This window comes from Amycolatopsis magusensis, assembly GCF_017875555.1.
GTDB lineage: Bacteria > Actinomycetota > Actinomycetes > Mycobacteriales > Pseudonocardiaceae > Amycolatopsis > Amycolatopsis magusensis.
This window is the reverse complement of record NZ_JAGGMS010000001.1, coordinates 7,173,822-7,197,871: the sequence shown is the minus strand read 5'-3', so window position 1 is coordinate 7,197,871 and position 24,050 is coordinate 7,173,822. Positions and strand designations below refer to the sequence as shown.

Annotated in this window: 13 protein-coding genes; 8 read left to right on the top strand and 5 right to left on the bottom strand. The window is 70.1% G+C overall.

Features of this window, described 5'->3' with window-relative positions; all coding sequences use genetic code 11:
* Nucleotides 1–7 precede the first annotated feature (7 nt).
* From JOM49_RS31905 to JOM49_RS31890, 4 genes are all read right to left on the bottom strand, one after another.
* Nucleotides 8–652 (bottom strand): dihydrofolate reductase family protein, encoded by a 645-nt coding sequence (locus JOM49_RS31905; protein ID WP_209667880.1) that lies wholly within the window; start codon nt 650–652, stop codon nt 8–10.
* An 82-nt stretch (nt 653–734) separates the two neighbouring features.
* Complete coding sequence (locus JOM49_RS31900; protein WP_308158942.1) at nt 735–2,168, bottom strand: MFS transporter; 1,434 nt, start codon at nt 2,166–2,168, stop codon at nt 735–737.
* Nucleotides 2,165–3,106, bottom strand: a complete 942-nt coding sequence (locus JOM49_RS31895) for a 2OG-Fe(II) oxygenase family protein (RefSeq protein ID WP_209667879.1) — start codon at nt 3,104–3,106, stop codon at nt 2,165–2,167. Before JOM49_RS31895 ends, JOM49_RS31900 begins: the two co-directional genes overlap by 4 nt.
* Nucleotides 3,103–4,299, bottom strand: a complete 1,197-nt coding sequence (locus tag JOM49_RS31890) for an aminotransferase class V-fold PLP-dependent enzyme (RefSeq protein ID WP_209667878.1) — start codon at nt 4,297–4,299, stop codon at nt 3,103–3,105. Before JOM49_RS31890 ends, JOM49_RS31895 begins: the two co-directional genes overlap by 4 nt.
* A 630-nt stretch (nt 4,300–4,929) precedes the next feature.
* On the opposite strand from JOM49_RS31890, the gene lat reads away from it, so the two are divergent.
* The 8 genes from lat to JOM49_RS31850 all read left to right on the top strand — a co-directional run bounded on the left by lat (nt 4,930) and on the right by JOM49_RS31850 (nt 23,031).
* A complete protein-coding gene (gene lat, locus JOM49_RS31885) occupies nt 4,930–6,282 on the top strand; it encodes an L-lysine 6-transaminase (RefSeq protein WP_209667877.1) in 1,353 nt (450 codons plus the stop codon).
* A gap of 66 nt (nt 6,283–6,348) precedes the next feature.
* A complete protein-coding gene (locus JOM49_RS31880) occupies nt 6,349–17,295 on the top strand; it encodes a non-ribosomal peptide synthetase (RefSeq protein ID WP_209667876.1) in 10,947 nt (3,648 codons plus the stop codon).
* A complete protein-coding gene (locus JOM49_RS31875; protein WP_209667875.1) occupies nt 17,296–18,282 on the top strand; it encodes a 2OG-Fe(II) oxygenase family protein in 987 nt (328 codons plus the stop codon).
* Between the two features lie 13 nt (nt 18,283–18,295).
* Entirely contained in the window at nt 18,296–19,006 is a 711-nt protein-coding gene (locus tag JOM49_RS31870) for a CmcI family methyltransferase (RefSeq protein ID WP_209667874.1), read from the top strand.
* A gap of 16 nt (nt 19,007–19,022) precedes the next feature.
* On the top strand, nt 19,023–19,880 hold the full coding sequence (locus tag JOM49_RS31865; protein WP_209667873.1) for a CmcJ/NvfI family oxidoreductase: 858 nt from the start codon (nt 19,023–19,025) through the stop codon (nt 19,878–19,880).
* Nucleotides 19,881–19,903: 23 nt separating this feature from the next.
* Nucleotides 19,904–20,836, top strand: a complete 933-nt coding sequence (locus tag JOM49_RS31860; RefSeq protein WP_209667872.1) for a 2OG-Fe(II) oxygenase family protein — start codon at nt 19,904–19,906, stop codon at nt 20,834–20,836.
* A gap of 74 nt (nt 20,837–20,910) precedes the next feature.
* Nucleotides 20,911–22,473 carry a carbamoyltransferase C-terminal domain-containing protein gene (cmcH, locus tag JOM49_RS31855; RefSeq protein ID WP_209667871.1) on the top strand — a complete coding sequence of 521 codons (1,563 nt, stop codon included), beginning with the start codon at nt 20,911–20,913 and terminating at the stop codon, nt 22,471–22,473.
* 18 nt (nt 22,474–22,491) lie between these two features.
* The gene (locus JOM49_RS31850; RefSeq protein WP_209667870.1) at nt 22,492–23,031 is read left to right on the top strand and encodes a hypothetical protein; all 540 of its coding nucleotides are present in this window, start codon (nt 22,492–22,494) and stop codon (nt 23,029–23,031) included.
* Here JOM49_RS31850 and bla read toward each other — a convergent pair.
* On the bottom strand, nt 23,015–23,947 hold the full coding sequence (gene bla, locus JOM49_RS31845; RefSeq protein ID WP_245369542.1) for a class A beta-lactamase: 933 nt from the start codon (nt 23,945–23,947) through the stop codon (nt 23,015–23,017). The two genes, JOM49_RS31850 and bla, sit on opposite strands and share 17 nt — an antisense overlap.
* Between the last annotated feature and the right edge of the window lie 103 nt (nt 23,948–24,050).

Below are 24,050 nucleotides of genomic sequence, written 5' to 3'. Positions count from 1 at the left end.
CGAGGGGTCACTTCCGCCAGAAGAGGTGGTGGGTGACCCCGCTCGGGCTGGGTACGACGTCGACGTGGAAGCGGTCGCGCAGCTCGTCGGGCGACTCCCAGAGCCGCGAACCGGCGCCCAGCTCGGGCTGCGCCACCGCCACGTGCAGGGTGTCGACGAGGTCGGCGTCGAGGAAGGCGCGGATGGTGGTGGCGCCGCCGCCGAGCCGGACGTCCTTGCCCTGCGCCGCTTCCTTCGCCCGCTTCAGCACGGCGGCCAGGTCACCGCCGACGAAGTGGAAGGTGGTGTCGGACAGGGTGAACGACGGCCGCTCGTGGTGGGTCAGCACGAAGACCGGGGTGTGGAACGGCGGCTCGTCGCCCCACCAGCCGAGCCAGTCGTGGTTCTCCCACGGGCCCCGCTGCGGGCCGAACTTGTTGCGGCCCATGATCTCCGCGCCGATGTTGTGGTGGAAGTCCCGGACGAGGTGGTCGTCGAGGCCGCGGGTGCCGCCCGGCTCGGTGCGGTTGGGCCAGCTCGCCGTGGCCCCGGCCCAGGCGAAGATCTCGCGGGGGTCGGCGTGGCCGAACGGCCGCTGAAGGCTCTGGCCTTCCCCGGCACCGTAGCCGTCGGACGAGACGTTGAAGTTCTGGACTCTCAGCAGCTGAGCCATGCGTTTTCCTCCGGAAGTCGCTGTTCGAAGAAGCAGACTCCACCGGAGGACCGGACTCATCGCGCCACGGGTGAGACGTGGATCACACCTGGAGAGGTCGATCGCGCAGGGCGGGCAGGACCGGGGTCAGCACCGCGATCGCGAGCATGAACACCGCGATGCCGACGAACGCGTCGCCGTAGTGCGACGCCAGTTCCGCGGGACTGCCGGAGGTGCCGCTGCCGGTCACCGTCAGCAACACGGCCAGCCCGAACGCGCCGCCGAACTGCCGGGTGGTGTTCATCAGCCCGGAGGCGGCGCCGGCGTCGAGCGGCCCGACGCCGGAGGTGACCGTCCTGGCCAGCGGTGTGCCGACCAGGCCGCCGCCGATGGAGATCAGCACCGCCGGGCCGAGGATGCCGCCGAGGTAGGCGCTGTCCGGGGTGAGCAGGCTCTGCCACCAGAACCCGAGCGCGCCGATCGCCGCGCCCGCGGCGATGAGCACCCTGGCCTGCACGTGCCGCATCAGCCACGGCACCACCCGCAGGCCCACCACCAGCATCACCAGCGCGTGCGGCACGAACCCCAGCCCGGCCTGCGCGGCGCTGTACCCGAGCACGTGCTGCATGCTCAGGGTGAGGAAGAACCACACCGGGACCTGGCTCGCCCCGGCCAGCAGCATGGCCAGGTTGCCCCAGCCGACCCCGGGCAGGCCGAACAGCCGCGGCGGGATCAGCGGTGACGCGGCGAACCTCGCCTCGACCACCACGAACGCCAGCAGCGCGAGCAGTCCGCCCGCCAGCGGCACCGCCACCGCCGCTTCGCTCCAGCCGTGCTCGTGGGTCTGCGAGACACCGAGGGTGAGCAGCGTCAGCCCGGCCGTGGCCAGCACCGCGCCCGGCAGGTCGAGCCGGACGCGGCCCCACGGCGTTTCCGCGGGCCGGGCGAGCACGCGTGCGGCCAGGAACAGCACCGGGATGCCGATCGGCACGTTGACCAGCAGCACCGACCGCCACGACAGGAACTCGGTGAACACGCCACCGAGCAGGTTGCCCGAGGCCCCGCCGACCAGCGCCACCGCGGTGGAGATGGTCAGCGCCCGCGTCCGCCGCGGCCCCTCGGGGAACGAGGTGGTCAGCATGGTGACCGCCAGCGGCGCGAGCACGGCCGCACCCGCGCCCTGCCCGGCCCGCGCCGCGATCAGCATCGCCGGTGACGTGGCCAGCCCGCCGATCAGGCTGGTCAGGGTGAACACCGCCAGGCCGCCGAGGAACACCCGCCGGTGGCCGTGGATGTCGGCGAGCCTGCCGCCGAACAGCAACAGCCCGGCGAAGGCCAGCGTGTAGCTGTTGACCACCCACTGCAGGCTCGCCGGGGCGAAGCCCAGATCCGCCCGCACCGACGGCAGCGCCACGGTGATCACCGACGTGTCGAACACGACCAGGAAGTGCGCCGTGCACGCCAGTACCAGCGCGGTGGTCGCGGTGCTGGTCTTGCTGGTCCTGCCGGTCTTGGAAGCCCCCCGGACGCTGGTCACCGGGCGGCGGCGGTCTTCCGGATGTTGATGTAGTTGCCGCCGATCCAGTCGTCGAAGGTGGCGGTCTCGGCCGGGATGCTGACGTCGAACCCGCACTCCCTGGCCCGCGGCACCGAGAAGCGGAAGTCCCCGTTGGGGCGCAGGAAGAACACGCTGGAGGTGCGGCTGCTGCCCACCCGCTTGTCCGCGCCGGGCGCGGCCACGTGGTGCTTGGGCGCCTTGATCGCGCCGTCGGCCACCAGCGTCGCCACCGCGCCGCAGAACACCAGCACCGCGCCCGGCTGCGCCGGGATGTCCACATAGGACCCGTCCACCTCGACCTGCAGGCTGACGAACCCGTTCGCGCAAGGGGTCTGGTGGATCAGGGTGACGATCGAGAGGTCGTAGTGCGGGGCCATCCGCAGCGGCTGCTCCTCGGCCACGCGATCCTCGGGCACCTCGGGGAAGTAGCGCAGGCGCAGCAGGGGTTCGCAGTCGAGGAAGGCGTCCATGCCGACCTCGGGTTCCGCGCCGACCGAGGTCAGCACCTGCCGCGCGACGTCCTGCGAAGCGCGGTACATCCGCGCGAAGTAGTCCTCCCACGCCTTCTCGAACTCGGCGCTGGGGAACAGGTTGTCCGCGGTGCCCATCGAGTACGACATCGAGTAGTCGGTGTACTTGCCGGTGTTCGTGATCTGCGCGGTGCTCTCGGACTCCAGCCCGGCGTACCCGCGCCGGATGGTCGGGATCGGCGTCATCACCGCCTTCTTCTCGGCCTCGGTGCCGTGGTCGAAGAAGTCCACCGCGATCTCCCGCGCCGAGGCGTGGTCCGCCTCGGCGAGCCCGGTGCCCTTGAGGTAGAACACGCCCTTCTCGCGCAGGCAGTGGCGGAACTCCTCCTGGTGCAAGCCCTCACGCAGCTCGGCCAGATCGAAGGTCGGCACGGTCGCGTCCGTCATTTGCTCAGCTCCTTCAGCGCCTCCGCCAGGCGCTCGACTTCGGTTTCGGTGTTGTAGAAATGCGTGGACACCCGCAGCAGCGGGCCGTCCGGCCGGTCGAGCACCGGCACGTCGATCCGGAAGCGGTCCCACAGGCCGTGACGCAGCCCCGCGGTGTCCGTGCCCGGCGGGAGCCGGAACGCGGTCATCGCGCCGGAGAGCCCGGGGTGTGCCGGGGTCACCGGTTCCAGGCCGCGCCAGCCGCTGAGGCGCTCGCGGGTGAAGGCCGCCAGCTCCCGCATGCGTTCCCGCACGCGTCCGTGCCCGAGCCCGGCCTGGAAGTCGATCGCCGACGGCACCGCGAGCCAGGGGCACAGGTCCCGCGTGCCCTCGCATTCGAGGTTGCGCAGCCGGTCGGTGCTGCCGAACCGGTTGCGTTCGTCGGACGGGTTTTCGCCGTCGGGGCGGTAACCCCAGCTCACCTGTGGCGGGCGGAGCACGCCCGCCTGGTCCTCGGCGAAGTGCAGGAAGCCGACGCCGGTGGGCGCCAGCAGCCACTTGTGCCCGCTGCCCGCGTAGTAGTCGCAGGGCAGGGCCGCCAGGTCCAGGTCGGTGAACCCGGGGGCCTGCGCGCCGTCGACCACGGTCAGGACGCCGCGGCGGCGGGCTTCCTCGCACAACCGCGTGGCGGGCAGGACCAGGCCGGTGGACGAGACCACGTGGCTGAAGAAGAGGAGCCGCGTGCGCGGGCCCATCGCGGCCGTGGCCGCCTCGACGACCTCGTCGGGGTCCAGTGGTTGAACCGGGAGGCGAAAGGTCCGGACCACCAGGCCCTGATGTCGCGCCACCCGCTCCCAGCACCACCGCATGGGCGCGTACTCCTGGTCCGAAAGCAGGATCTCCCCGCCGGCGGCCAGGTGCGGCTGTACCGACGAGGCCACCAGGTTGACCGCGCCGGTCACGTTGGTGGCGAAGGCCAGCCGTTCCGGCCGTGCGCCGAGGTAGCCGGCCAGGCGTTCGCGCGCGGTCCACAGCAGTGGCGGCAACTGCCGCGAGAGGAAGTCCATCGGCCCGGCGGCCATCCGCGCGCGCAGCGCGGTGACCCGGTCGAACACCGGACGGGGGAGCGGGCCGCAGGAACCGGCGTTGAGATTGGTCACCGCGGGATCGAGCGACACCTGCTCACGGGCGTTCGCCCAGGCGGTCGCCACCATGCGCAGGTCTCCCCGAAGAGTATAAGGACGGTAAGCGGAAAAAATGGTCGGCCGGGCATTCGGCGAAAGCGCGGAGCACCGCAGCCGGTATGCGCGGATGAAAGCATTCCCCAGGCGGCGCGGTGCCCGCAGCCGATGTGGAAAGGCTACCAGCCGTCGTCGCGGGTTGGCAAAGAAAAACCGCCCGGTATGGCGCAGCGCACCACGGGGCCGGGTGGCCTATCTGTGAAAATCCCTTGTGTGTCAAGGATTGCCGCGCTCCATCCGACGAAGGTCTGACAGCACGGGCGCGGTGGACGGTAGTCACCCCAATGGCGGTTCACGGACCGGCTCGCGCTGTTAGCCTCGGTCCTGTGGCGAGTTCACCGCTACCCGTTGATGTGCGCTGATCATTTTCGCGGCGGCTTCCCCGCATCGACCGAGTAGGCAAACCCGATTAATCCACCGGAGCATTGTCGAGCAGTATTGTCGAGCTTTGTCGAGCAACTGAGCGGCGGCCCAACGCCGCCTTGACCGAATTCGCCGACCCGGCCTTTCACTGTCTGTGCGCCCCGCTGCGTCCGGACGGGTGGCGGGGTCCCCCGAACGGCCCTTTCTCCGACCACCACTGACACACGCTGGGGGACAGCAATGGTTCTCGAGATGCCCGCCGCCCGCGTACCGGCGGGCCCGGACGCTCGCGACGTGCGCCAGGCGCTCGCCCGCCACGTGCTCACCGACGGCTACGACCTGGTGCTCGACCTCGAGGCGAGTGCGGGCCCCTGGCTCGTCGACGCCGTCACCGGCACCCGCTACCTCGATCTGTTCTCATTCTTCGCCTCCGCGCCACTCGGGATCAACCCGTCCTGCATCGTGGACGACCCGGCCTTCGTCGGGGAACTCGCCGCGGCCGCGGTGAACAAGCCGTCGAACCCCGACGTCTACACCGTGCCCTACGCCAAGTTCGTCACCACCTTCGCCCGCGTGCTCGGTGATCCGCTGCTCCCGCACCTGTTCTTCGTGGACGGTGGCGCGCTGGCGGTGGAGAACGCGCTGAAGGCCGCCTTCGACTGGAAGGCGCAGAAACTCGGGCTGGACGACCGGGCGGTGAACCGGCTGCAGGTCCTGCACCTGGAGCGGTCCTTCCACGGCCGCAGCGGCTACACCATGTCGCTGACGAACACCGACCCGTCGAAGACCGCGCGCTACCCCAAGTTCGACTGGCCGCGCATCCCCGCCCCCGCGCTGGAGCACCCGCTGACCACGCACGCCGAGGCGAACCGGGAGGCCGAGCGACGGGCGCTCGAGGCCGCGGAAGAGGCGTTCCGGGCCGCGGACGGCATGATCGCCTGCTTCCTCGCCGAGCCCATCCAGGGCGAGGGCGGCGACAACCACTTCAGCGCCGAGTTCCTCCAGGCGATGCAGGACCTCTGCCACCGCCACGACGCGTTGTTCGTGCTCGACGAGGTGCAGAGCGGCTGCGGGCTGACCGGCACCGCGTGGGCCTACCAGCAACTGGGCCTGCGCCCGGACCTGGTGGCCTTCGGCAAGAAGACCCAGGTGTGCGGGGTGATGGGCGGCGGCCGGATCGGCGAGGTCGAGAGCAACGTGTTCGCCGTGTCCTCCCGGATCAGCTCGACCTGGGGCGGCAACCTGGCCGACATGGTCCGCGCCACCCGGGTGCTGGAGACCATCGAGCGCACGGACCTGCTGGATTCGGTGGTGCAGCGCGGGAAGTACCTGCGCGACGGGCTGGAAGCACTGGCCGAGCGGCACCCCGGGGTGGTCACCAACGCCCGCGGCCGCGGCCTGATGTGCGCGGTGGACCTGCCGGACACCGAGCAGCGCGACGCGGTCCTGCGCCGGATGTACACCGGGCACCAGGTGATCGCGCTGCCGTGCGGGACGCGCGGCCTGCGCTTCCGGCCCCCGCTGACGATCACCGAGAGCGAACTGGACCAGGGCCTCGAAGCGCTGGCGGCCAGCCTGGCTCCCCGCGGCTGACGCGCTCAGCAATCCCCCGCCACGAACCCGGCGAGCTCGACGAGAAGACGAGAAGGAATTCCCTCGATGACGTCAGCACGACACCTGAAGTCGGCCGCGGACTGGTGCGCGCGCATCGACGCGATCGCCGGTCAGCGCTGTGACCTGGAAATGCTGCTCAAGGACGAGTGGCGGCACCGGGTCGCCGTCCGCGACAGCGACACGGCCGTCCGCGCCACCCAGGAGAAGGAACTCACCATCTCCGGCCAGGACTACACCGCGCTCAAGCAGGCGCTGGGCGCGATGCCGCTCGAAGCGTTCGCGCTCGCCACGCTGCACAGCGTGCTGCACGCCTACGGGCACGGCCACCAGACCGTGGTCGCGTTCCTGCGGGACGGCAAGGTGCTCCCGGTCGTCGTCGACCACCTCGAGCAGGCCGGGCTGACCTGCGCCGAGGCCGCCGAGCAGCTCGAAGACGCCGTCGCGCGCGAGGACATGTACCTCCCGCCGGAGGAGTTGCTGCAGCGCGGGCTCTTCGACGCGCTGCTCGTGCTCGCGGACGGCCACCTCGGCTTCACCGAGCTCCCGCCCGCGCCGCTGGTGACGATCGTGCGGGACGACCCGGCGGCCGGCTGCCTGCACTGGCGGATCGCCTACGCCGGTGAGTTCTTCGAGGACAAGATCATCGCCGGGGTGCTCGACGTGGCCCGTGAGGTGCTCGGCCAGTTCATCGGCCGTCCCGAGCAGCTGGTCGCGGACATCGACCTGGTGTCGGCGGAGCAGGAACTCCAGCTGCACCAGTGGAACGGCACCGACGGCGAGTTCGACGAGGACAAGCGGCTCAACGAACTCTTCGAGGACGTGGTGCGGCGGGCGCCGGACCGTGAAGCGGTGGTGTGCGGGGACGTCCGGCTGACCTACCGCGAGGTCAACGAGCGGGCCAACCAGTTCGCCCACTGGCTGATCCAGGGGCCGGTGCGCGTGCGGCCCGGCGCGCTGATCGGGCTGTACCTGGACAAGAGCGACCTCGGCGTGGTCGCCACCTTCGGCATCTGGAAGTCCGGCGCGGCCTACGTGCCGATCGACCCGGCCTACCCGGCCGAGCGCATCCGCTTCCTCGTCGGCGACACCGGGCTTTCGGGCATCGTGACGAACCGGCGGCACGCCGAGCGCCTCCGCGAGGTCCTCGGCGACGAGCACGCCTCGGTGCACGTCATCGAGGTCGAGGCGGTGGTGGCGGGGCCGCACCCCGAGCAGGCACGGGAAAATCCCGGCCTGGCGTTGAGCAGCCGGGACCGCGCGTACGTCACCTACACCTCGGGCACCACCGGCGTGCCCAAGGGCGTGCCGAAGTACCACTACAGCGTGGTGAACAGCATCACCGACCTGTCCGAGCGCTACGACATGCGCCGGCCGGGCACCGAACGCGTCGCGTTGTTCGCCTCCTACGTCTTCGAACCGCACCTGCGCCAGACCCTGATCGCGCTGATCAACGAGCAGACGCTGGTGATCGTGCCCGACGACGTCCGGCTCGACCCCGACCTCTTCCCCGAATACATCGAGCGCCACGGCGTCACCTACCTCAACGCCACGGGCTCGGTGCTGCAGCACTTCGACCTGCGCCGGTGCGCGAGCCTGAAGCGGCTGCTGCTGGTCGGCGAGGAGCTGACCGCCTCCGGGCTCCGGCAATTGCGCGAGAAGTTCGCCGGGCACGTGGTCAACGAGTACGCCTTCACCGAGGCCGCGTTCGTCACCGCGGTCAAGGAGTTCGGCCCCGGCGTGACCGAGCGGCGCGACCGCAGCATCGGCAGGCCGCTGCGCAACGTCAAGTGGTACGTGCTCAGCCAGGGGCTCAAGCAGTTGCCGATCGGCGCGATCGGCGAGCTGTACATCGGTGGCTGCGGGGTCGCGCCCGGCTACCTCAACCGCGACGACCTGACCGCGGAACGCTTCACCGCCAACCCCTTCCAGACCGAGGAGGAGAAGGCACGCGGGCGCAACGGCAGGCTCTACCGGACCGGCGACCTCGCGCGGGTGCTGCTCAACGGTGAAGTCGAGTTCATGGGACGCGCCGACTTCCAGCTGAAGCTGAACGGCGTCCGCGTCGAGCCGGGGGAGATCGAGGCGCAGGCCACGGAGTTCCCCGGGGTCAAGAAGTGCGTGGTGGTGGCGAAGGAGAACGCCACCGGCGACCGGCACCTCGTCGGCTACTACCTCGTGGAGGACGGGGCCGAGGTCGCCGAAGCCGACCTGATCGCCTTCCTCGAACAGCGCCTGATCCGGATCATGGTCCCGGCGCGCATGGTGCGGCTCACGAGCATCCCGGTCAACGTCAACGGCAAAGTGGACTGGCGTGCCCTGCCGGAAGTCAGCCTCCACCCGGCCCCCGCCAATGCTATGAATGGGGCATTACTTGCAATAGATGGTAGTAATGCCCCACTCCTGGCAATCACCGAGCAGCTGCGGGCGATCTGGAGCGAGGTGCTCGGTGTTCCGGAGAACCGGATCGGGGAGCGCGACGACTTCTTCCGCCTCGGCGGCCAGAGCATCTCCTGCATCCTGCTGATCGCCCGGGTGCGGCAGCGTTTGAGCCTTTCCCTCGGCGTGGAGGACGTTTTCGCGCTGCGCACGCTCGCCGCGCTGGCCGGTCACCTCGAATCGCAGGGCCACGCCGAGCCGGAGGTGGTGGTCGAAGAGGTCACCACCGGCAGCGAACCGGTCCGCATGCTCGCCAACGGACTCCAGCAGGGCCTGCTCTACCACCACCTCAAGACCGCGGGCGGCGACGACGCGTACGTGGTCCAGTCGGTGCACCGCTACCACGCGCCGATCCGCCCCGAGCTGATGAAGGACGCGTGGCAGGCCGCCCGCCAGACCTACCCGGCGCTGCGGCTGCGGTTCGACTGGGCCGAGGAGCCGGTGCAGATCGTCGACAACGACGACAAGCCGTTCGACTGGCGCTTCGTCGACCTGAGCGCCACGGCCGACGACGCCGAGCAGGAGGCCCGGGTCCGGGAACTGCAGGAGCGCGACCGCACCGAACCGTACGACCTGGCCGGTGGCCGGCTGTTCCGCGTCTACCTGATCAAGCAGCGCGAGGACCTGTTCTCGCTGATCTTCAGCTGCCACCACATCATCCTGGACGGCTGGAGCCTGCCGGTCCTGCACGACGAGGTGCACCGGAACTACCTGGCGCTGCGAGCCGGACAGCCGATCGAGTCCGATGTGGACAACGCATACGTGGCGGCCCAGCGGTACTGGGAGGCCCACCGCAACGACCACGCCGCCTACTGGGTGGAGCAACTCGGCCGGATCGACGAGCGCGGCGACTTCGCCGGGCTGCTCAACGAAAAGAGCCGGTACCGCGTCTCGCTCGGCGACTACGACCACGTCCAGCGGCACCGGACCAGGAAGCTGTGCCTGGGCGCGGACCTGACCGGCGCGCTCAAGGCCGGGTGCGCCGCCGACCAGGTGACCTTGCACTCGGTGCTGCAGTTCGTCTGGCACAAGGTGCTCCACGCCATCGGCGGCGGCAACACCACCGTGGTGGGCACCATCGTGTCCGGGCGCAACCTGCCGGTGGACGGCATCGAAAACTCCGCCGGGCTGTTCATCAACACGCTGCCGCTGATCGTCGACCACGACCAGCAGGCGGGCCAGAACGTGGCCGAGGCGGTCCGGGACATCCAGGCCGCGGTGAACACGATGAACAGCAAGAGCATCGTGGAACTGGGCAGGCTGCAGAGCGGCGAGATGAAGCGCCGCCTGTTCGACACGCTGCTGGTGCTGGAGAACTACCCGCGCCTGCTGGACGAGGAAGAGGAACTCGCGCACCAGGAAGCGCTGCGCTTCGAGAAGGCCTACGACGCCGACAAGGTCGACTACCCGATCGCCGTGGTGGCACGGGAAGAGGGCGACGAGCTGACCGTCACCCTGTGGTACGCGGGCGAACTGTTCGACGAGGACACCATCGACACCCTGCTCGACGTCGCCAGGACGTTGTTCCACCAGGTGACCGAGGACATCGCGCGGCCCGTCCGCGAACTGGACCTCATCTCACCGTCGATGCGCGCGCGGTTCGATTCGTGGAACGAGACCGCCGAGGAATTCCCCGCGGACAAGACGCTGCACGCGGTGTTCGAGGAGATGGCCGAGCGCTGGCCGGACGAGATCGCCGTGGTGTACCGGGAAAACCGGCTGACCTACCGCGAACTGAACGAGCGGGCCAACCGCCTCGCGCACTACCTGCGCTCGGTGGTCGAACTGCGCCCGGACGACCTCGTCGCGCTGGTGCTGGACAAGAGCGAGCTGATGATCACCGCGATCATCGCGGCGTGGAAGACCGGTGCGGCCTACGTGCCGATCGACTCCGGCTACCCGGACGACCGGATCTCGTTCATGCTCTCCGACACCGCCGCGCGCGTGGTGGTGACCAACGAGATCCACAGCGACCGGCTGCGTTCGCTGGCGGAGACCGGCACCCCCGTGCTGGAGATCGAACTGCTGCACCTCGACGACCAGCCGGCGGTGAACCCGGTCACCGAGACCACCAGCACCGACCTCGCCTACGCGATCTACACCTCCGGCACCACCGGCAAGCCCAAGGCGGTGCTCGTCGAACACCGCGGCGTGGTCAACCTCCAGGTGTCGCTGGCGAAGCTGTTCGGTCTGGACAAGGCGCACCGCGACGAGGCGCTGCTGTCGTTCTCGAACTACATCTTCGACCACTTCGTCGAGCAGATGACCGACGCGCTGCTCAACGGGCAGAAGCTGGTGGTGCTCGACGACAGCATGCGCACCGATCCCGGGCGCCTGTGCCGGTACATGAACGACGAGCAGGTCACCTACCTCTCGGGCACGCCGTCGGTGCTCTCGCTCTACGACTACTCGTCGGCGACCTCGCTGACCCGGATCGACGCGATCGGCGAGGACTTCACCGAGCCGGTGTTCGCCAAGATCCGCGGCACCTTCCCCGGCCTGATCATCAACGGCTACGGGCCGACCGAGATCTCGATCACCAGCCACAAACGGCCCTATCCGCCGGACGTGCACCGGGTGAACAAGAGCATCGGCTTCCCGGTCGCCAACACCAAGTGCCACGTGCTGAACAAGGCGATGAAGCCGGTCCCGGTCGGCGGTATCGGCGAGCTCTACATCGGCGGCATCGGCGTGACCAGGGGGTACCTCAACCGCGAGGACCTGACCGCCGACCGGTTCGTGGAGAACCCGTTCCAGACCGCGGAGGAACGGCGGCTGGGCGAGAACGGCCGCCTGTACAAGACCGGCGACCTGGTGCGCTGGCTGCCCAACGGCGAGGTGGAGTACCTCGGCCGCACCGACCTGCAGGTCAAGATCCGCGGCCAGCGCGTGGAACTCGGCGAGGTGGAGGCGGCGCTGTCGTCCTACCCCGGGGTGGTGCGCTCGCTGGTCGTGGCCCGAGAGCACGCGGTGGGGCAGAAGTACCTGGTCGGGTTCTACGTCGGCGAGCAGGAATTCGACGAGCAGGACCTCAAGCAGTGGATGCGCAAGAAGCTGCCCGAATCCGTGGTCCCCGCGCGCGTCCTGCGGATCACCGACATCCCGGTGACCCCGAGCGGCAAGCTGGACGCGCGGCGCCTGCCGGAGACGGACTTCGGGGCCGGTGAGGGCGCCGAATACGTCGCGCCGGTCAGCGAGTTCGAGCTGAAGCTGTGCGGTATCTGGGCCCAGGTGCTGGAGATCGCGCCGGACCGCATCGGCGTGCACGACGACTTCTTCGCGCTCGGCGGCGACAGCATCCGCGCGATGGCGCTCGCGCAGGCGATCACCACCGGCTTCGGCCAGGGCCTCGGCGTGGCGACCGTGCTCCAGCACACCACGCTCGCCGCCCAGGCCGAGCACATCCAGGCGGCCGCGCTCGAGCACACCGCGTGGACGCCGCCGCCCACCGCGGTCGAGCACCCGCCGGTCTCGCTGGCGCAGGAACGCCTGCTGTTCATCGACGACTTCGAGGGCGGTACGGCGGCCTACAACATCCCGTTCGTGCTCCGGCTGCCCGCGCACACCCGTGCCGCGCTCCCCGGTGCGCTGGGCACGCTCGTGCGCCGCCACCCGGCCCTGCGCACCCTGCTGAAGACCGACGACCAGGGCGTGCGGCGGCAGTACCCGATCCCGGCGGACGACGTCCGGCTCGAGGTGCCATCATCCACAGTGGACAGCCGGGCCGAGCTGGACGAGGTGCTGACCGAGCGCGCCGGGTACGTGTTCCGGCTGCACGAGGAACTGCCCATCCGCGCCGAAGCGTTCGACCACGGCGACGAGATCTACCTCAGCGTCGTGGTGCACCACAGCTGCTTCGACGGCTGGTCGTGGGACATCTTCCGCCGCGAGCTGGCGGCCCTGCTCGACGGCGTCCCCGAAGCCGATCTCGGCGCGCTGCGCGGCACCTACGGCGAGTTCGCGGTGTGGCAGCGGCAGTACCTGACCGGCAAGCGGCTGGCCGCGCTGACCGAGTTCTGGACCGGCGCGCTCGGCGGTTTCGAGACGATCGCCCTGCCACTGGACCACCCGCGCCCGCCGCGGTTCGACTACCGCGGCCGCGAGCTGGAGTTCGAGCTGGACGAGCGGACCACCGAGGCGCTGCGCGAGCTGGCCAGGACCGCCAGGGTGAGCCTCTACAGCGTGCTGCTCGGCGCCTGGTGCCTGATGCTCAACATGTACACCGGGCAGCACGACCTCGTGGTCGGCACGCCGTCGGCGAACCGCGGCCGCCCGGAGTTCGACAGGGCGATCGGCTTCTTCGCGAACCTGCTCGCCCTGCGGGTCCGCGTCGACCCGGCCGCGACCCTGCCGGCCTACGTCCGGTCGGTCGGCGAGGCGGTGGTGGCCGCGCAGGTGCACGGCGAGCTGCCGTTCGAGCAGCTGGTCAAGGAACTCAAGGTGGAGAAGGACCCGAGCCGTCACCCGATCCTGCAGCTCAACTTCACCCTGCAGAACGTCTCGGACCACACCAGCGCGCTGACCGGGTACCAGCCGGACAGCGGTGGCTGGACCACCACCAAGTTCGACCTGTCCGCGACGATGACCGAGACCGCGACCGGGCTGGCCGGCAACCTCACCTACGCCGCGTCCCTGTTCGACGACACCAGCGCGAGCGGGTTCATCGCCACCTTCAAGCACGTGCTGGCCGAGTTCGCCTCGGCCGCCGCGCAGACCCCGATCGCCCAGCTCACCGCGCTCGACGAGCCGGGGCAGGCGGCGTTGCTGACGCCACCCGCCGAGCCCGCCGCCCGGCGGACCCGGACGCTGCACGCGGTCTTCGAGGAGGTGGCGGCGACCTGGCCGGACCGGGTCGCCGTGGTCCATGGTGACGTGCGGCTGACCTACCGCGAGCTGAACGAGCGGGCCAACCGCCTCGCGCACCACCTGCGCTCGGTGGCCGAACCGCGGGCCGACGAGCTGATCGCGCTGGTGCTGGACAAGTCCGAGCTGACCCTCGTGGCGATCCTCGCGGTGTGGAAGGCCGGGGCGGCGTACCTGCCGATCGATCCGAGCTACCCCGACGACCGGATCGCGTTCATGCTGTCCGACACCGGCGCGCAACTGGTGCTCGCCGGGGAAGCACACGGCTCGCGGGTGCGCGGCCTGACCTCGGGCGACGTGCTCGACCTCGAACAGCTCGACCTGTCCGGCGAACCCGCGGAGAACCCGGTCACCGAGACCACCAGCACCGAACTGGCCTACGCGATCTACACCTCCGGCACCACCGGCAAGCCCAAGGCGGTGCTCGTCTCGCACGGCTCGGTCGACAGCTTCCGCGCGCAGCTGAGCGGGCGCTACTTCGGCTCGCCGGACGAGTCCGCCGAAGCCGTGTTGTTCCTGGCGAACTACGTGTTCGACTTCTCCGTCGAGCAACTGGCGCTGTCGGTGCTCGGCGGGCACAAGCTGCTCGTGCCGCCGCCCTCGGCCGCCGACGACCCGGCGTTCTACGAGCTGGCGAACCGCGAAGGCCTGAGTTACATCAGCGGTACTCCGACGCAGGTGGAGCGCTTCGACCTGGCGCGCCTGAGCCACCTGCGGTGCGTGCTGGTCGCCGGTGAGGCGTTCCAGCCGCAGCACTTCGAAAAGATGCGCGGCGAGTTCGCCGGGCCGATCCTCAACGCCTACGGCACCACCGAAACCACCGTGTACAACACCGTGCACCGCTTCGAGCCCGGTGACGCCTACCGGAACACCCTCGGCGCGCCGCTGGGCAACACCCGGCTCTACGTGCTCGGCGACGGGATGAAGCTGCTGCCCACGGGCGCGGTCGGCGAGCTGTACCTGGCCGGCGACTGCGTGACCGAGGGGTACCTGCACCGGCCCGAGCTGACCCGCGAGCGGTTCCTGCCGAACCCGTTCGCGGCGGAATCCGGCCGGTTCCCGATGATCTACCGCACCGGGGACGTGGTCCGCCGCGGCCCGGACGGCGAGCTGCAGTACCTGGGCCGCAACGACGCCCAGGTGAAGATCAACGGCCTGCGGATCGAGCCCGGCGAGGTAGAAGCGGCACTGGCGGGCTGTTCCGGTGTGCGCCAGTGCGCGGTCGTCGCGGGCGCGGACCCGCAGGCACCCGAGCGCAAACGGCTCGTCGGCTACTACCTGCCCGAGCCCGGCGCGTCCGTGGACGAAGCCGACCTCTTCGCCGCGCTGCGGGCGCAGCTGATGCCGAGCATGGTGCCCTCGCTGCTGGTGCGGCTCGATCGCCCGCTGCCGATGACGATCACCGGCAAGCTGGACGTGGATGCCTTGCCCAGCGCGGACTTCTCCCCGAAGCGGGCGGCCTACGCGGCCCCTCGTGACCGGGTGGAAGCGCGGCTGTGCCACCTGTGGAGCGCGCAGCTGCCGGGCGGCACGGTCGGCATCGACGACGACTTCTTCCGCTGCGGTGGCGACAGCATCAGCGCGCTGCACCTGGCGAGCCAGGTGCAGCGGGAGATCGAGCGCAAGGTCAGCGTCAAGTACCTCTTCGACTACCCGACCGTGCGGTCCTTCGTGGACAACGTGCTCTCCGGCCTCGCCGAGAACTCCGGCGACGACGAACCCGAGCAGGGCAGGCTGACCGGCGAGTGCCCGATGCTGCCCATCCAGGAGTGGTTCTTCGCCAAGCCGCTGGCCGACCGGCACCGCTGGAACCACAACTTCGCCATCCAGACCCCGCCGCTGGACCCCGGCGAGCTGCGGACCGCGCTGGACCGGCTGGTCGAGCACCACGACGCCTTCCGGCTGCGGTTCCCGGAGAGCGGCGGGCAGGTCTACGCCGAGGACGCCGCGCCGATCACCCTGCACGAACTCGACGTGCGCGGCCTGGCCGACGCCGACCTGCGGCAGCGGCTGGTCGACTGGCAGCGCACCTTCGACCTGGCGAACGGGCCGACGGCCTGTGCGGCCTACCTGCACGGGTTCGACGACGGCACCGCACGGGTCTGGTTCGCCCTGCACCACCTCGTGGTGGACACGGTGAGCTGGCACATCCTCGCCCAGGACTTGGAGATCCTGTACAACGGCGGCGACCTGGGCGCGAAGACCGGCAGCTACCGGCAGTGGGCCCAGGCGGTGCGCGACTACACCCCGGCCGAGGGGGAGCGCGAGTTCTGGGCGGAGACCACCCGGGACATGGAGTCCGCGGAACTGCTGGCGCAGACCGAAGGCACCACCAGGCGCCGCGAGGAGTTCGCGCTCACCGCCCCGGACACGCGGACGCTGCTGGCGGAGAGCCCGTGGGCCTACGACACCGAGGTCAACGACCTGCTGCTGACCGCGACCGGCTTCGCGCTGCGGTCGATCACCCGGCAGGCGACGAACCACCTCACCGTCGAGGGCCACGGCCGCGAGCTGTTCGAGGGCGCGCCGGACGTGCGGGACACCGTCGGCTGGTTCACCACCATGCACCCGTTCGCCGTCGAGGTGGATCCCGGCGACCTCGGGCGCAGCGTGCTCGCCACCAGGGCGAACCGGCGCCGGGTGCCGCACCACGGCATCGGCTACGGCGCGCTCTTCGGCGGTGAGGCCCCGCTGCCGGCGGTCAGCTTCAACTACCTCGGCAGGCTGGGCGAGGGGGACGGGCAGCCGACCGAGGCGTGGCAGCTCGACCCGGCGTTGTCCGGCAGCCACACCGTCGACGGCAACCGCCTGGCGAACCGGTCCAGCATCGACGTGACGATGAGCTGCACCGGCGGCCGCCTGGTCGCGGTGGTGGACAGCCTGCTCGGCGAAGCGGCCACGCGCCTGTTCGCCAGCGAGCTGAAGGTGTGGCTGGAGCGGCTGATCTCGCACACCGCGACCGTCGCCCGCAACGAACCGGCACGCGAAGCCACCACCGAGCTGTTCGACCCGTACATCCTGGTCAACGAGGACGCCGAGCGCACGCTCTTCGTGCTGCCGCCGGGCGAAGGCGGCGCGGAGAGCTACCTGAGCAACCTCGCGCGGCAGCTGCCGGACCAGCGGCTGGTGCTGTTCAACAACGTCCACCTGCACACGCCCATGGGCTCGTTCGAGGAACTGGGGCGCTACTACGTCGAGCACATCCGGCGGCTGCAGCCGTCCGGGCCGTACCACCTGCTCGGCTGGAGCTTCGGCGGCGTGCTGTCGCTGGAGATCTCCCGGCAGCTCGCGCGGGCGGGGGAGCGGATCGACGACCTGCTGCTGATCGACCCGTACTTCGGCATGCGGCAGGCCTCGGCGAACATCGGGCTGCCCGGGGTCGAGGACATCCTCGACCCGATCAACTACCACTACCGCCCGGACGAGGCCGACCTCGCCCGGCTGGCCGGACGGCTCGGGAACCTGGTGCTGTTCAAGGCCGGTGAGCCGAACGACGTGGTGAACGGCCCGCACCAGCCCCGGTTGTTCGAGTACTACCACGGGACGCGCTTCAACCACCTCGACCTGCTGCTGCCCGCGGCCGCGATCGAGGTCTGCGACCTGGCCGGGGAGACGCACCACTCGTGGGTGCGCAACGAGAAGCTGGTGCGGCTGATGTGCGAGCGGATTTCGACGAGCCTAGGGAGCGACTGAATGAAAATGCCGTCAGCGGAAGTGCCGACCATCGACGTGTCCCCGCTATTCGGGGACGACGCGCAGGAAAAGGTCCGGGTCGGCCAGGAGATCAACAAGGCCTGCCGCGGTTCGGGCTTCTTCTACGCCGCCAACCACGGCGTGGACGTCCAGCGGCTGCAGGACGTGGTCAACGAGTTCCACCGGACGATGTCGCCGCAGGAGAAGTACGACCTGGCGATCCACGCCTACAACAAGAGCAACTCGCACGTGCGCAACGGGTACTACATGGCGATCGAGGGCAAGAAGGCGGTGGAGTCCTTCTGCTACCTCAACCCGTCGTTCTCCGAAGACCACCCGGAGATCAAGGCCGGCACCCCGATGCACGAGGTGAACAGCTGGCCGGACGAGGAGAAGCACCCGAGCTTCCGCCCGTTCTGCGAGGAGTACTACTGGACCATGCACCGGCTGTCCAAGGTGCTGATGCGCGGGTTCGCGCTGGCGCTGGGCAAGGACGAGCGGTTCTTCGAGCCGGAGCTGAAGGAAGCGGACACGCTCTCCTCGGTCTCGCTGATCCGGTACCCGTACCTGGAGGACTACCCGCCGGTGAAAACCGGGCCGGACGGGGAAAAGCTGAGCTTCGAGGACCACTTCGACGTCTCGATGATCACCGTGCTGTACCAGACCCAGGTGCAGAACCTCCAGGTCGAGACCGTGGACGGCTGGCGTGATCTGCCCACTTCGGACACCGACTTCCTGGTCAACGCCGGCACCTACCTCGGCCACCTGACCAACGACTACTTCCCGTCCCCGCTGCACCGGGTGAAGTTCGTCAACGCGGAACGCCTTTCGCTGCCGTTCTTCTTCCACGCCGGGCAGCACACCCTGATCGAGCCCTTCTTCCCCGACGGTGCCCCGGAGGGGAAGCAGGGCAACGAGGCGGTCCGCTACGGCGACTACCTCAACCACGGCCTGCACTCGCTGATCGTGAAGAACGGCCAGACCTGATCGAGGAGCACGCATGACTGACACCACCCGCCAGGACTTCCTGGACCTCAACCTGTTCCGGGGGCTGGGGGAGGACCCGGTCTACCACCCGCCGGTGCTGGCCGACCGCCCGCGCGACTGGCCGCTCGACCGGTGGGCCGAGGCCCCGCGCGATCTCGGGTTCTCCGACTTCGCCCGCTACCAGTGGCGCGGCCTGCGCATGCTGAAGGACCCGGACACCCAGGCCGCCTACCACGACCTGATGGTCGAACTGCGGCCCCGCACGGTGATCGAGCTGGGCGTGTACAGCGGTGGCTCGCTGGTCTGGTTCCGGGACATGGCCGAGCTGATGGGCTTCGACTGCCAGGTGCTCGGCATCGACCGGGACCTGTCCCGCTGCCAGATCCCCGAGTCCGAGATGAAGAACATCTCGCTGCGCGAGGCCGACTGCTCGGACCTGGCCACCTTCGAGCACCTGCGCGACCTGCCGCACCCGCTGGTGTTCATCGACGACGCGCACGCGAACACCTTCAACATCCTGCGGTGGTCGGTGGACCACCTCCTGCACGAAGGCGACTACTTCATCATCGAGGACATGATCCCGTACTGGTACCGGTACAGCCCCAAGCTGCTCACCGAGTACCTCGCCGCGTTCGCCGGGGAGCTGAGCATGGACATGGTCTACGCCAACGCCAGTTCGCAACTGGAACGCGGTGTGCTGCGCCGGTCGGCACCGAAGGCGTAGGTGGATCGTGCCGACCGTGTCGAGTCCGCTGTACTACGCCGCCCCGCTGACCCCGGACGGCGGGGACGGGGACTGGTGCATCGACGCCGTGACCCGGCCGCCGGAGGTGCTGTTCAACTTCCGCAAGGTGGGCGTGGAGACGACCATCACCGACCTGCGCGAGGGCTCGATCCGGCCGGCGCTCGACGAAACGGGGTTCGAGAAGGTCACCGCGCCCACCGGCGCGTCCCAGCGGGGCCTGCTGGACAGCGAGGAAGCCGCGCTGGAGCAGTACCGGCGGGAAACCGGTGCGCTGCTCCGCTCGCTCACCGGCGCGGACGTGGTGGAGTTCTTCGACGCCACCCTCCGGCGGCAGGACGCGGCCGACGACCCGGCCGCGCAGTCCCCGCACCAGCGGGTGCACGTGGACCAGAGCCCGGGCAGCGCGCGGGCCAGGGCCGAGCGGCACCTCGGCCCCGGCCGGGAGTTCCGGCGCTTCCAGATCATCAACGTCTGGCGGCCGCTGCTCGAGCCGGTGCGCAACTTCCCGCTGGCGCTGTGCGACTACCGGTCGCTGGACCTGTCCGCCGACCTGGTGCCGACCCGGCTGGACTTCCCGGACTGGCTGAAGGACCGCGAGAACTACTCGGTCCGGCACAATCCCGCGCACCGCTGGTACTTCTGGGACTCGCTGACACCGGCCGAAGCGCTGGTCTTCAAGTGCTACGACAGCGCGAGCCGCGGGCTGGCCATGGCCGGTGGCGAGCCGGACGGCGGCGAACTGCGCGACGTGGCGGGTCTCTGCCCGCACACGGCCTTCTTCGACGAGAACGGGCCGTCGACCGGCCACCTGCGCACTTCGCTGGAACTGCGCGCGCTGGCCTTCCACGAATGAACGACGAACGAGGAGCAGGGGAAATGTCGGACAAGACGGTACCGGTCTTCAGCATGGCCGAACTGCGCGACGGCTCGCGCCAGGACGAGTTCCGCGAGTGGGCCCGCCGCGGGGTCTTCTACCTCACCGGGTACGGCGCCACCGAACGGGACCACCGGGTGGCCACCGACACCGCGATGGACTTCTTCGCCCAAGGCACAGCCGAGGAGAAGCAGGCCGTGACCACGAAGGTGCCGACCATGCGGCGCGGGTACTCGGCGCTGGAGGCGGAAAGCACCGCCCAGGTCACCAACACCGGCACCTACACCGACTACTCCATGTCGTACTCGATGGGCATCGGCGGCAACCTGTTCCCGTCGAAGGAGTTCGAGTCGGTCTGGACGAACTACTTCGACAGCCTGTACCGCGCCGCGCAGGAGACCGCGCGCCTGGTGCTGACCGCCGCGGGCACCTACGACGGCGAGGACCTCGACACCCTGCTCGACTGCGACCCGGTGCTGCGCCTGCGGTACTTCCCGGAGGTCCCGGAACACCGCGCCGCCGAGTACGAGCCACGCCGGATGGCCCCGCACTACGACCTGTCCATCATCACCTTCATCCACCAGACCCCGTGCGCCAACGGTTTCGTCAGCCTGCAGGCCGAAGTGGACGGTGAGATGGTGAGCCTGCCGCACGTCGAGGACGCCGTGGTGGTGCTGTGCGGGGCGATCGCGCCGCTGGTCACCCAGGGCGCGGTGCCCGCGCCCAACCACCACGTGGTCTCCCCGGACGCGAGCATGCTCAAGGGCAGCGACCGCACCTCGAGCGTGTTCTTCCTGCGCCCGTCGACCGATTTCACCTTCTCGGTGCCCGACGCCAGGAAGTACGGCCTCGACGTCAGCCTGGACATGGAGAAGGCGACCTTCGGCGACTGGATCGGGACCAACTACGTCACGATGCACGCGGTCACCTCGTAGCCACCGTGCCCGCGACCCCCGGCCCACGAGGCCGGGGGCGCGGTCCCGACCCTCGTCACGCGTTGGAGGAACGAATGCTCATCGTCGCGTTCAAACCGGGGCACGACGGTGCCGTCGCCGCGATCGGCGATCGCCGGTTGCTCTACTCGCTCGAATCGGAGAAGGACTCCCGGCCGCGGTACTCGCCGATCCTGGCCACCACCGTGCTCGACCTCGCCGAGCGGCTGGGCGAGGTGCCGGACGTGGTCGCCCTCGGCGGCTGGAGCGACCTGCGGCCCAACCGCATCTCCTACACCGGCGCCGGGTACTCGGGCATCGAAGAACCCACCGTGACCACCTCGCGCTTCTTCGGCAAGGAGGTGAAGTTCTTCAGCTCCACGCACGAACGTTCGCACATCTACATGGCCCTGGGCATGGCGCCGAGGGACGACAGCCCGGTCCAGACGGTGCTGGTGTGGGAGGGTGACGTCGGTGCCTTCTACGTGATCGACGGGCACCAGCGGATCACCCGCAAGGTCCAGGTGATGTCCGGCCCCGGCGCGCGCTACTCGTTCCTCTTCGGCCTCGCCGACCCCACTTTCCCCACCACCGGCGGGAAACCGCGGCTGAACGACGCCGGGAAACTGATGGCGCTGGCGGCCTTCGGCGACTCCGCCGACGCGGACGCGGACATCACGCACGTGGTCGAGCGGATCCTCAAGCAGGACTCGATGTACCCGGCGCCGAAGGGCGAATACCGGGATTCGGTGCTGTACAACGCCGGGGTCGAGTCGCCGGAGTGCAAGATCGCCGCCGCGCTGCTCACCGAACGCCTCTTCGAGACCTTCGCCGAGGTCGCCAGGCAGGAGATGCCCGAAGGCAGCCCGCTCTACATCTCCGGCGGCTGCGGGCTGAACTGCGACTGGAACAGCCTGTGGGCGCAGCTCGGCCACTTCTCCTCGGTGTTCGTCGCGCCGTGCACCAACGACTCCGGTTCCGCGCTGGGCACCGCCATCGACGCGCTCACCACCTTCACCGGTGACCCGCACGTCGACTGGAGCGTCTACAGCGGACTGGAATTCGTCACCGACACCCAGCCGGACCCGGCCAGGTGGACCTCCCGCCCGCTCGAGCACGACGAGCTCTCCGGCGCGCTCGCCGGTGGCCGGGTCGTCGCCTGGGTGCAGGGCCGCTGGGAGATCGGGCCGCGCGCGCTGTGCAACCGCTCGCTGCTGGCCGAGCCGTTCGGCGCGGTGACCAGGGACCGGCTCAACGAGATCAAGCAGCGCGAGGACTACCGCCCGATCGCGCCGGTGTGCCGGGTCGAGGACCTGGGCAAGGTCTTCCACGAGGACTTCGAAGACCCGTACATGCTCTACTTCCGGCGGGTGCGCGAGTCCAGCGGCCTGCGCGCGGTGACCCACGTGGACGGTTCGGCCCGCGTGCAGACCGTGCGGGATTCGGGCAACCCGCAGATGCACCGGCTGCTCTCGGCCTTCGCCGCCCAGCGCGGTGTCGGCGTGCTGTGCAACACCTCGCTGAACTTCAACGGCGAGGGGTTCATCAACCGCATGTCGGACCTGGTGCTCTACTGCGAATCCCGCGGCATCTCGGACATGGTCGTCGGCGATACCTGGTACCAGCGTGCCGAGGGCTGACCCCGGCGCCGGACGGCCGTGAGCGCGAGCGTCCGGCGGCGGCCGGCCCGGCTCGACCACCGGGAACTCGCGGGCCGGATCGCCGACCTCGGCGGCCTGTACCTCGCGCCACCGGTGCGGTTGCTGGCACTGGAACTGGGGCCCCGCGCCGATCGGCCGGTGCTGCCGATGGACCCGGGCACGGCGAACCTGTTCGACCTGCTGGACGTGGCGGGCGGCCGGCCGGCGGCGGTGCGCCCGGCCGCCTGCCGCCAGTTCCTCACCCGCCTCCAGCACACCGTGGCGCCCGGGCGCGACATCCACCTCATCTGCCTGGCGCCCCCGGAAGCGGTGTTCCGGGACTGGCTGATAGCCCACCCGCGCTTCACCGCTTCGTGCCCCGGCACCGAAGCACGCTGGGCGGACGAGGTCAGCCAGTGCCTGGGGCACCGGGGCGCCCGCGGGCTGCGGCGCCGGACCCGGGAGCTGGAAGCCGGGCTCCGGCGGTGGCAGCACACGCGGGAACCCGCCTTCACCTGGCTCCCGGCCCGGCGGGAGTCGGTCAGCCCAGTGCGGTGACGGCCACGCGGGCGGCGTCGGCGAGCAGCGCGTCGGCCCGCTTGGCCCGCGGTTCCTCACGGCTGGTCATCACGGCCATCACGATGGGCGCGCGGTTCGGCGGCCAGAGCACGGCGATGTCGTTGCGGCCGCCGTAGTACCCGCTGCCGGTCTTGTCGCCGACCACCCAGTCGGCGGGCACCCCGGCGCGGATCACCGTGCCGCCGGTGGTGTTGCGCCGCAGCCAGTCGGTGAGCAGGGCGCGGTCGTCCTCGGCGAGCGCGTCACCGAGCACGAACTGCCGCAGGTCGTGGGCGAGCGCCCGCGGGGTGCTGGTGTCGCGCACGTCCCCGGGCACGGCCGAGTTCAGCTCGGGCTCCCAGCGGTCGGCGGAGGTGACCTCGTCACCGACGGCGGTCAGCGCGGCGTCCAGCCCCTGCGGGCCGCCCACGTGCTTGAGCAGCAGGTTGCCCGCGGTGTTGTCGCTGAAGCGCACGGCGGCGTCACACAGCTCGCGCAGGGTCATGCCGGTCGCCACGTGATCCTTGGTGATCGGGGAGTTCTCGAGCAGCTCGTCCTTGCTGTAGCGGACTACCTGGTCGAGTTGCTGCGGGGTGGTGGAATCGAGCACCGCGGCGGCGGCCAGCGCCTTGAAGGTGGACGCGAACGCGAAGCGCTCGTCGGCACGGAACGCCACGGATTCACCGGAGCCGGTGTCCACCGCGTAGAGGCCCAGCCTGGCGTCGTACTGGGTCTGCAGCCGGGTGAACTCCTGCTCGACGGCCGGGTCGGGCGGGGTCGCCGCCGGACCGGGGGCCACGCTGGGCGCGGCCGCCGGTGGGGTGGGCGGCGCGGGTTCCGGCGCCGCGGGCGCGCACGCGCCCAGCGTGAACGCGGCGGCGATCAGCCACGCGTGCCGCTTGGGAATGCTGAGCAATGGTCCGGTCCTTCGGTAGTGCGGAACTGCCTTTCTCGGGAGATGAGCCACTATGGCACGGCGGTGACCGGGTGCTGCGCGGGCCGCGCGGTGAACCACCGAA

What these genes read in the sequence shown, in the direction of transcription:
- JOM49_RS31870 (WP_209667874.1), top strand. Translation starts at nt 18,296, where the DNA reads ATGACTGACACCACCCGCCAGGACTTCCTGGACCTCAACCTGTTCCGG.
- cmcH (WP_209667871.1), top strand. Translation starts at nt 20,911, where the DNA reads ATGCTCATCGTCGCGTTCAAACCGGGGCACGACGGTGCCGTCGCCGCG.
- JOM49_RS31895 (WP_209667879.1), bottom strand. Translation starts at nt 3,106, where the DNA reads ATGACGGACGCGACCGTGCCGACCTTCGATCTGGCCGAGCTGCGTGAG.
- JOM49_RS31860 (WP_209667872.1), top strand. Translation starts at nt 19,904, where the DNA reads ATGTCGGACAAGACGGTACCGGTCTTCAGCATGGCCGAACTGCGCGAC.
- JOM49_RS31905 (WP_209667880.1), bottom strand. Translation starts at nt 652, where the DNA reads ATGGCTCAGCTGCTGAGAGTCCAGAACTTCAACGTCTCGTCCGACGGC.
- lat (WP_209667877.1), top strand. Translation starts at nt 4,930, where the DNA reads ATGGTTCTCGAGATGCCCGCCGCCCGCGTACCGGCGGGCCCGGACGCT.
- JOM49_RS31890 (WP_209667878.1), bottom strand. Translation starts at nt 4,299, where the DNA reads ATGGTGGCGACCGCCTGGGCGAACGCCCGTGAGCAGGTGTCGCTCGAT.
- JOM49_RS31880 (WP_209667876.1), top strand. Translation starts at nt 6,349, where the DNA reads ATGACGTCAGCACGACACCTGAAGTCGGCCGCGGACTGGTGCGCGCGC.
- JOM49_RS31875 (WP_209667875.1), top strand. Translation starts at nt 17,296, where the DNA reads ATGAAAATGCCGTCAGCGGAAGTGCCGACCATCGACGTGTCCCCGCTA.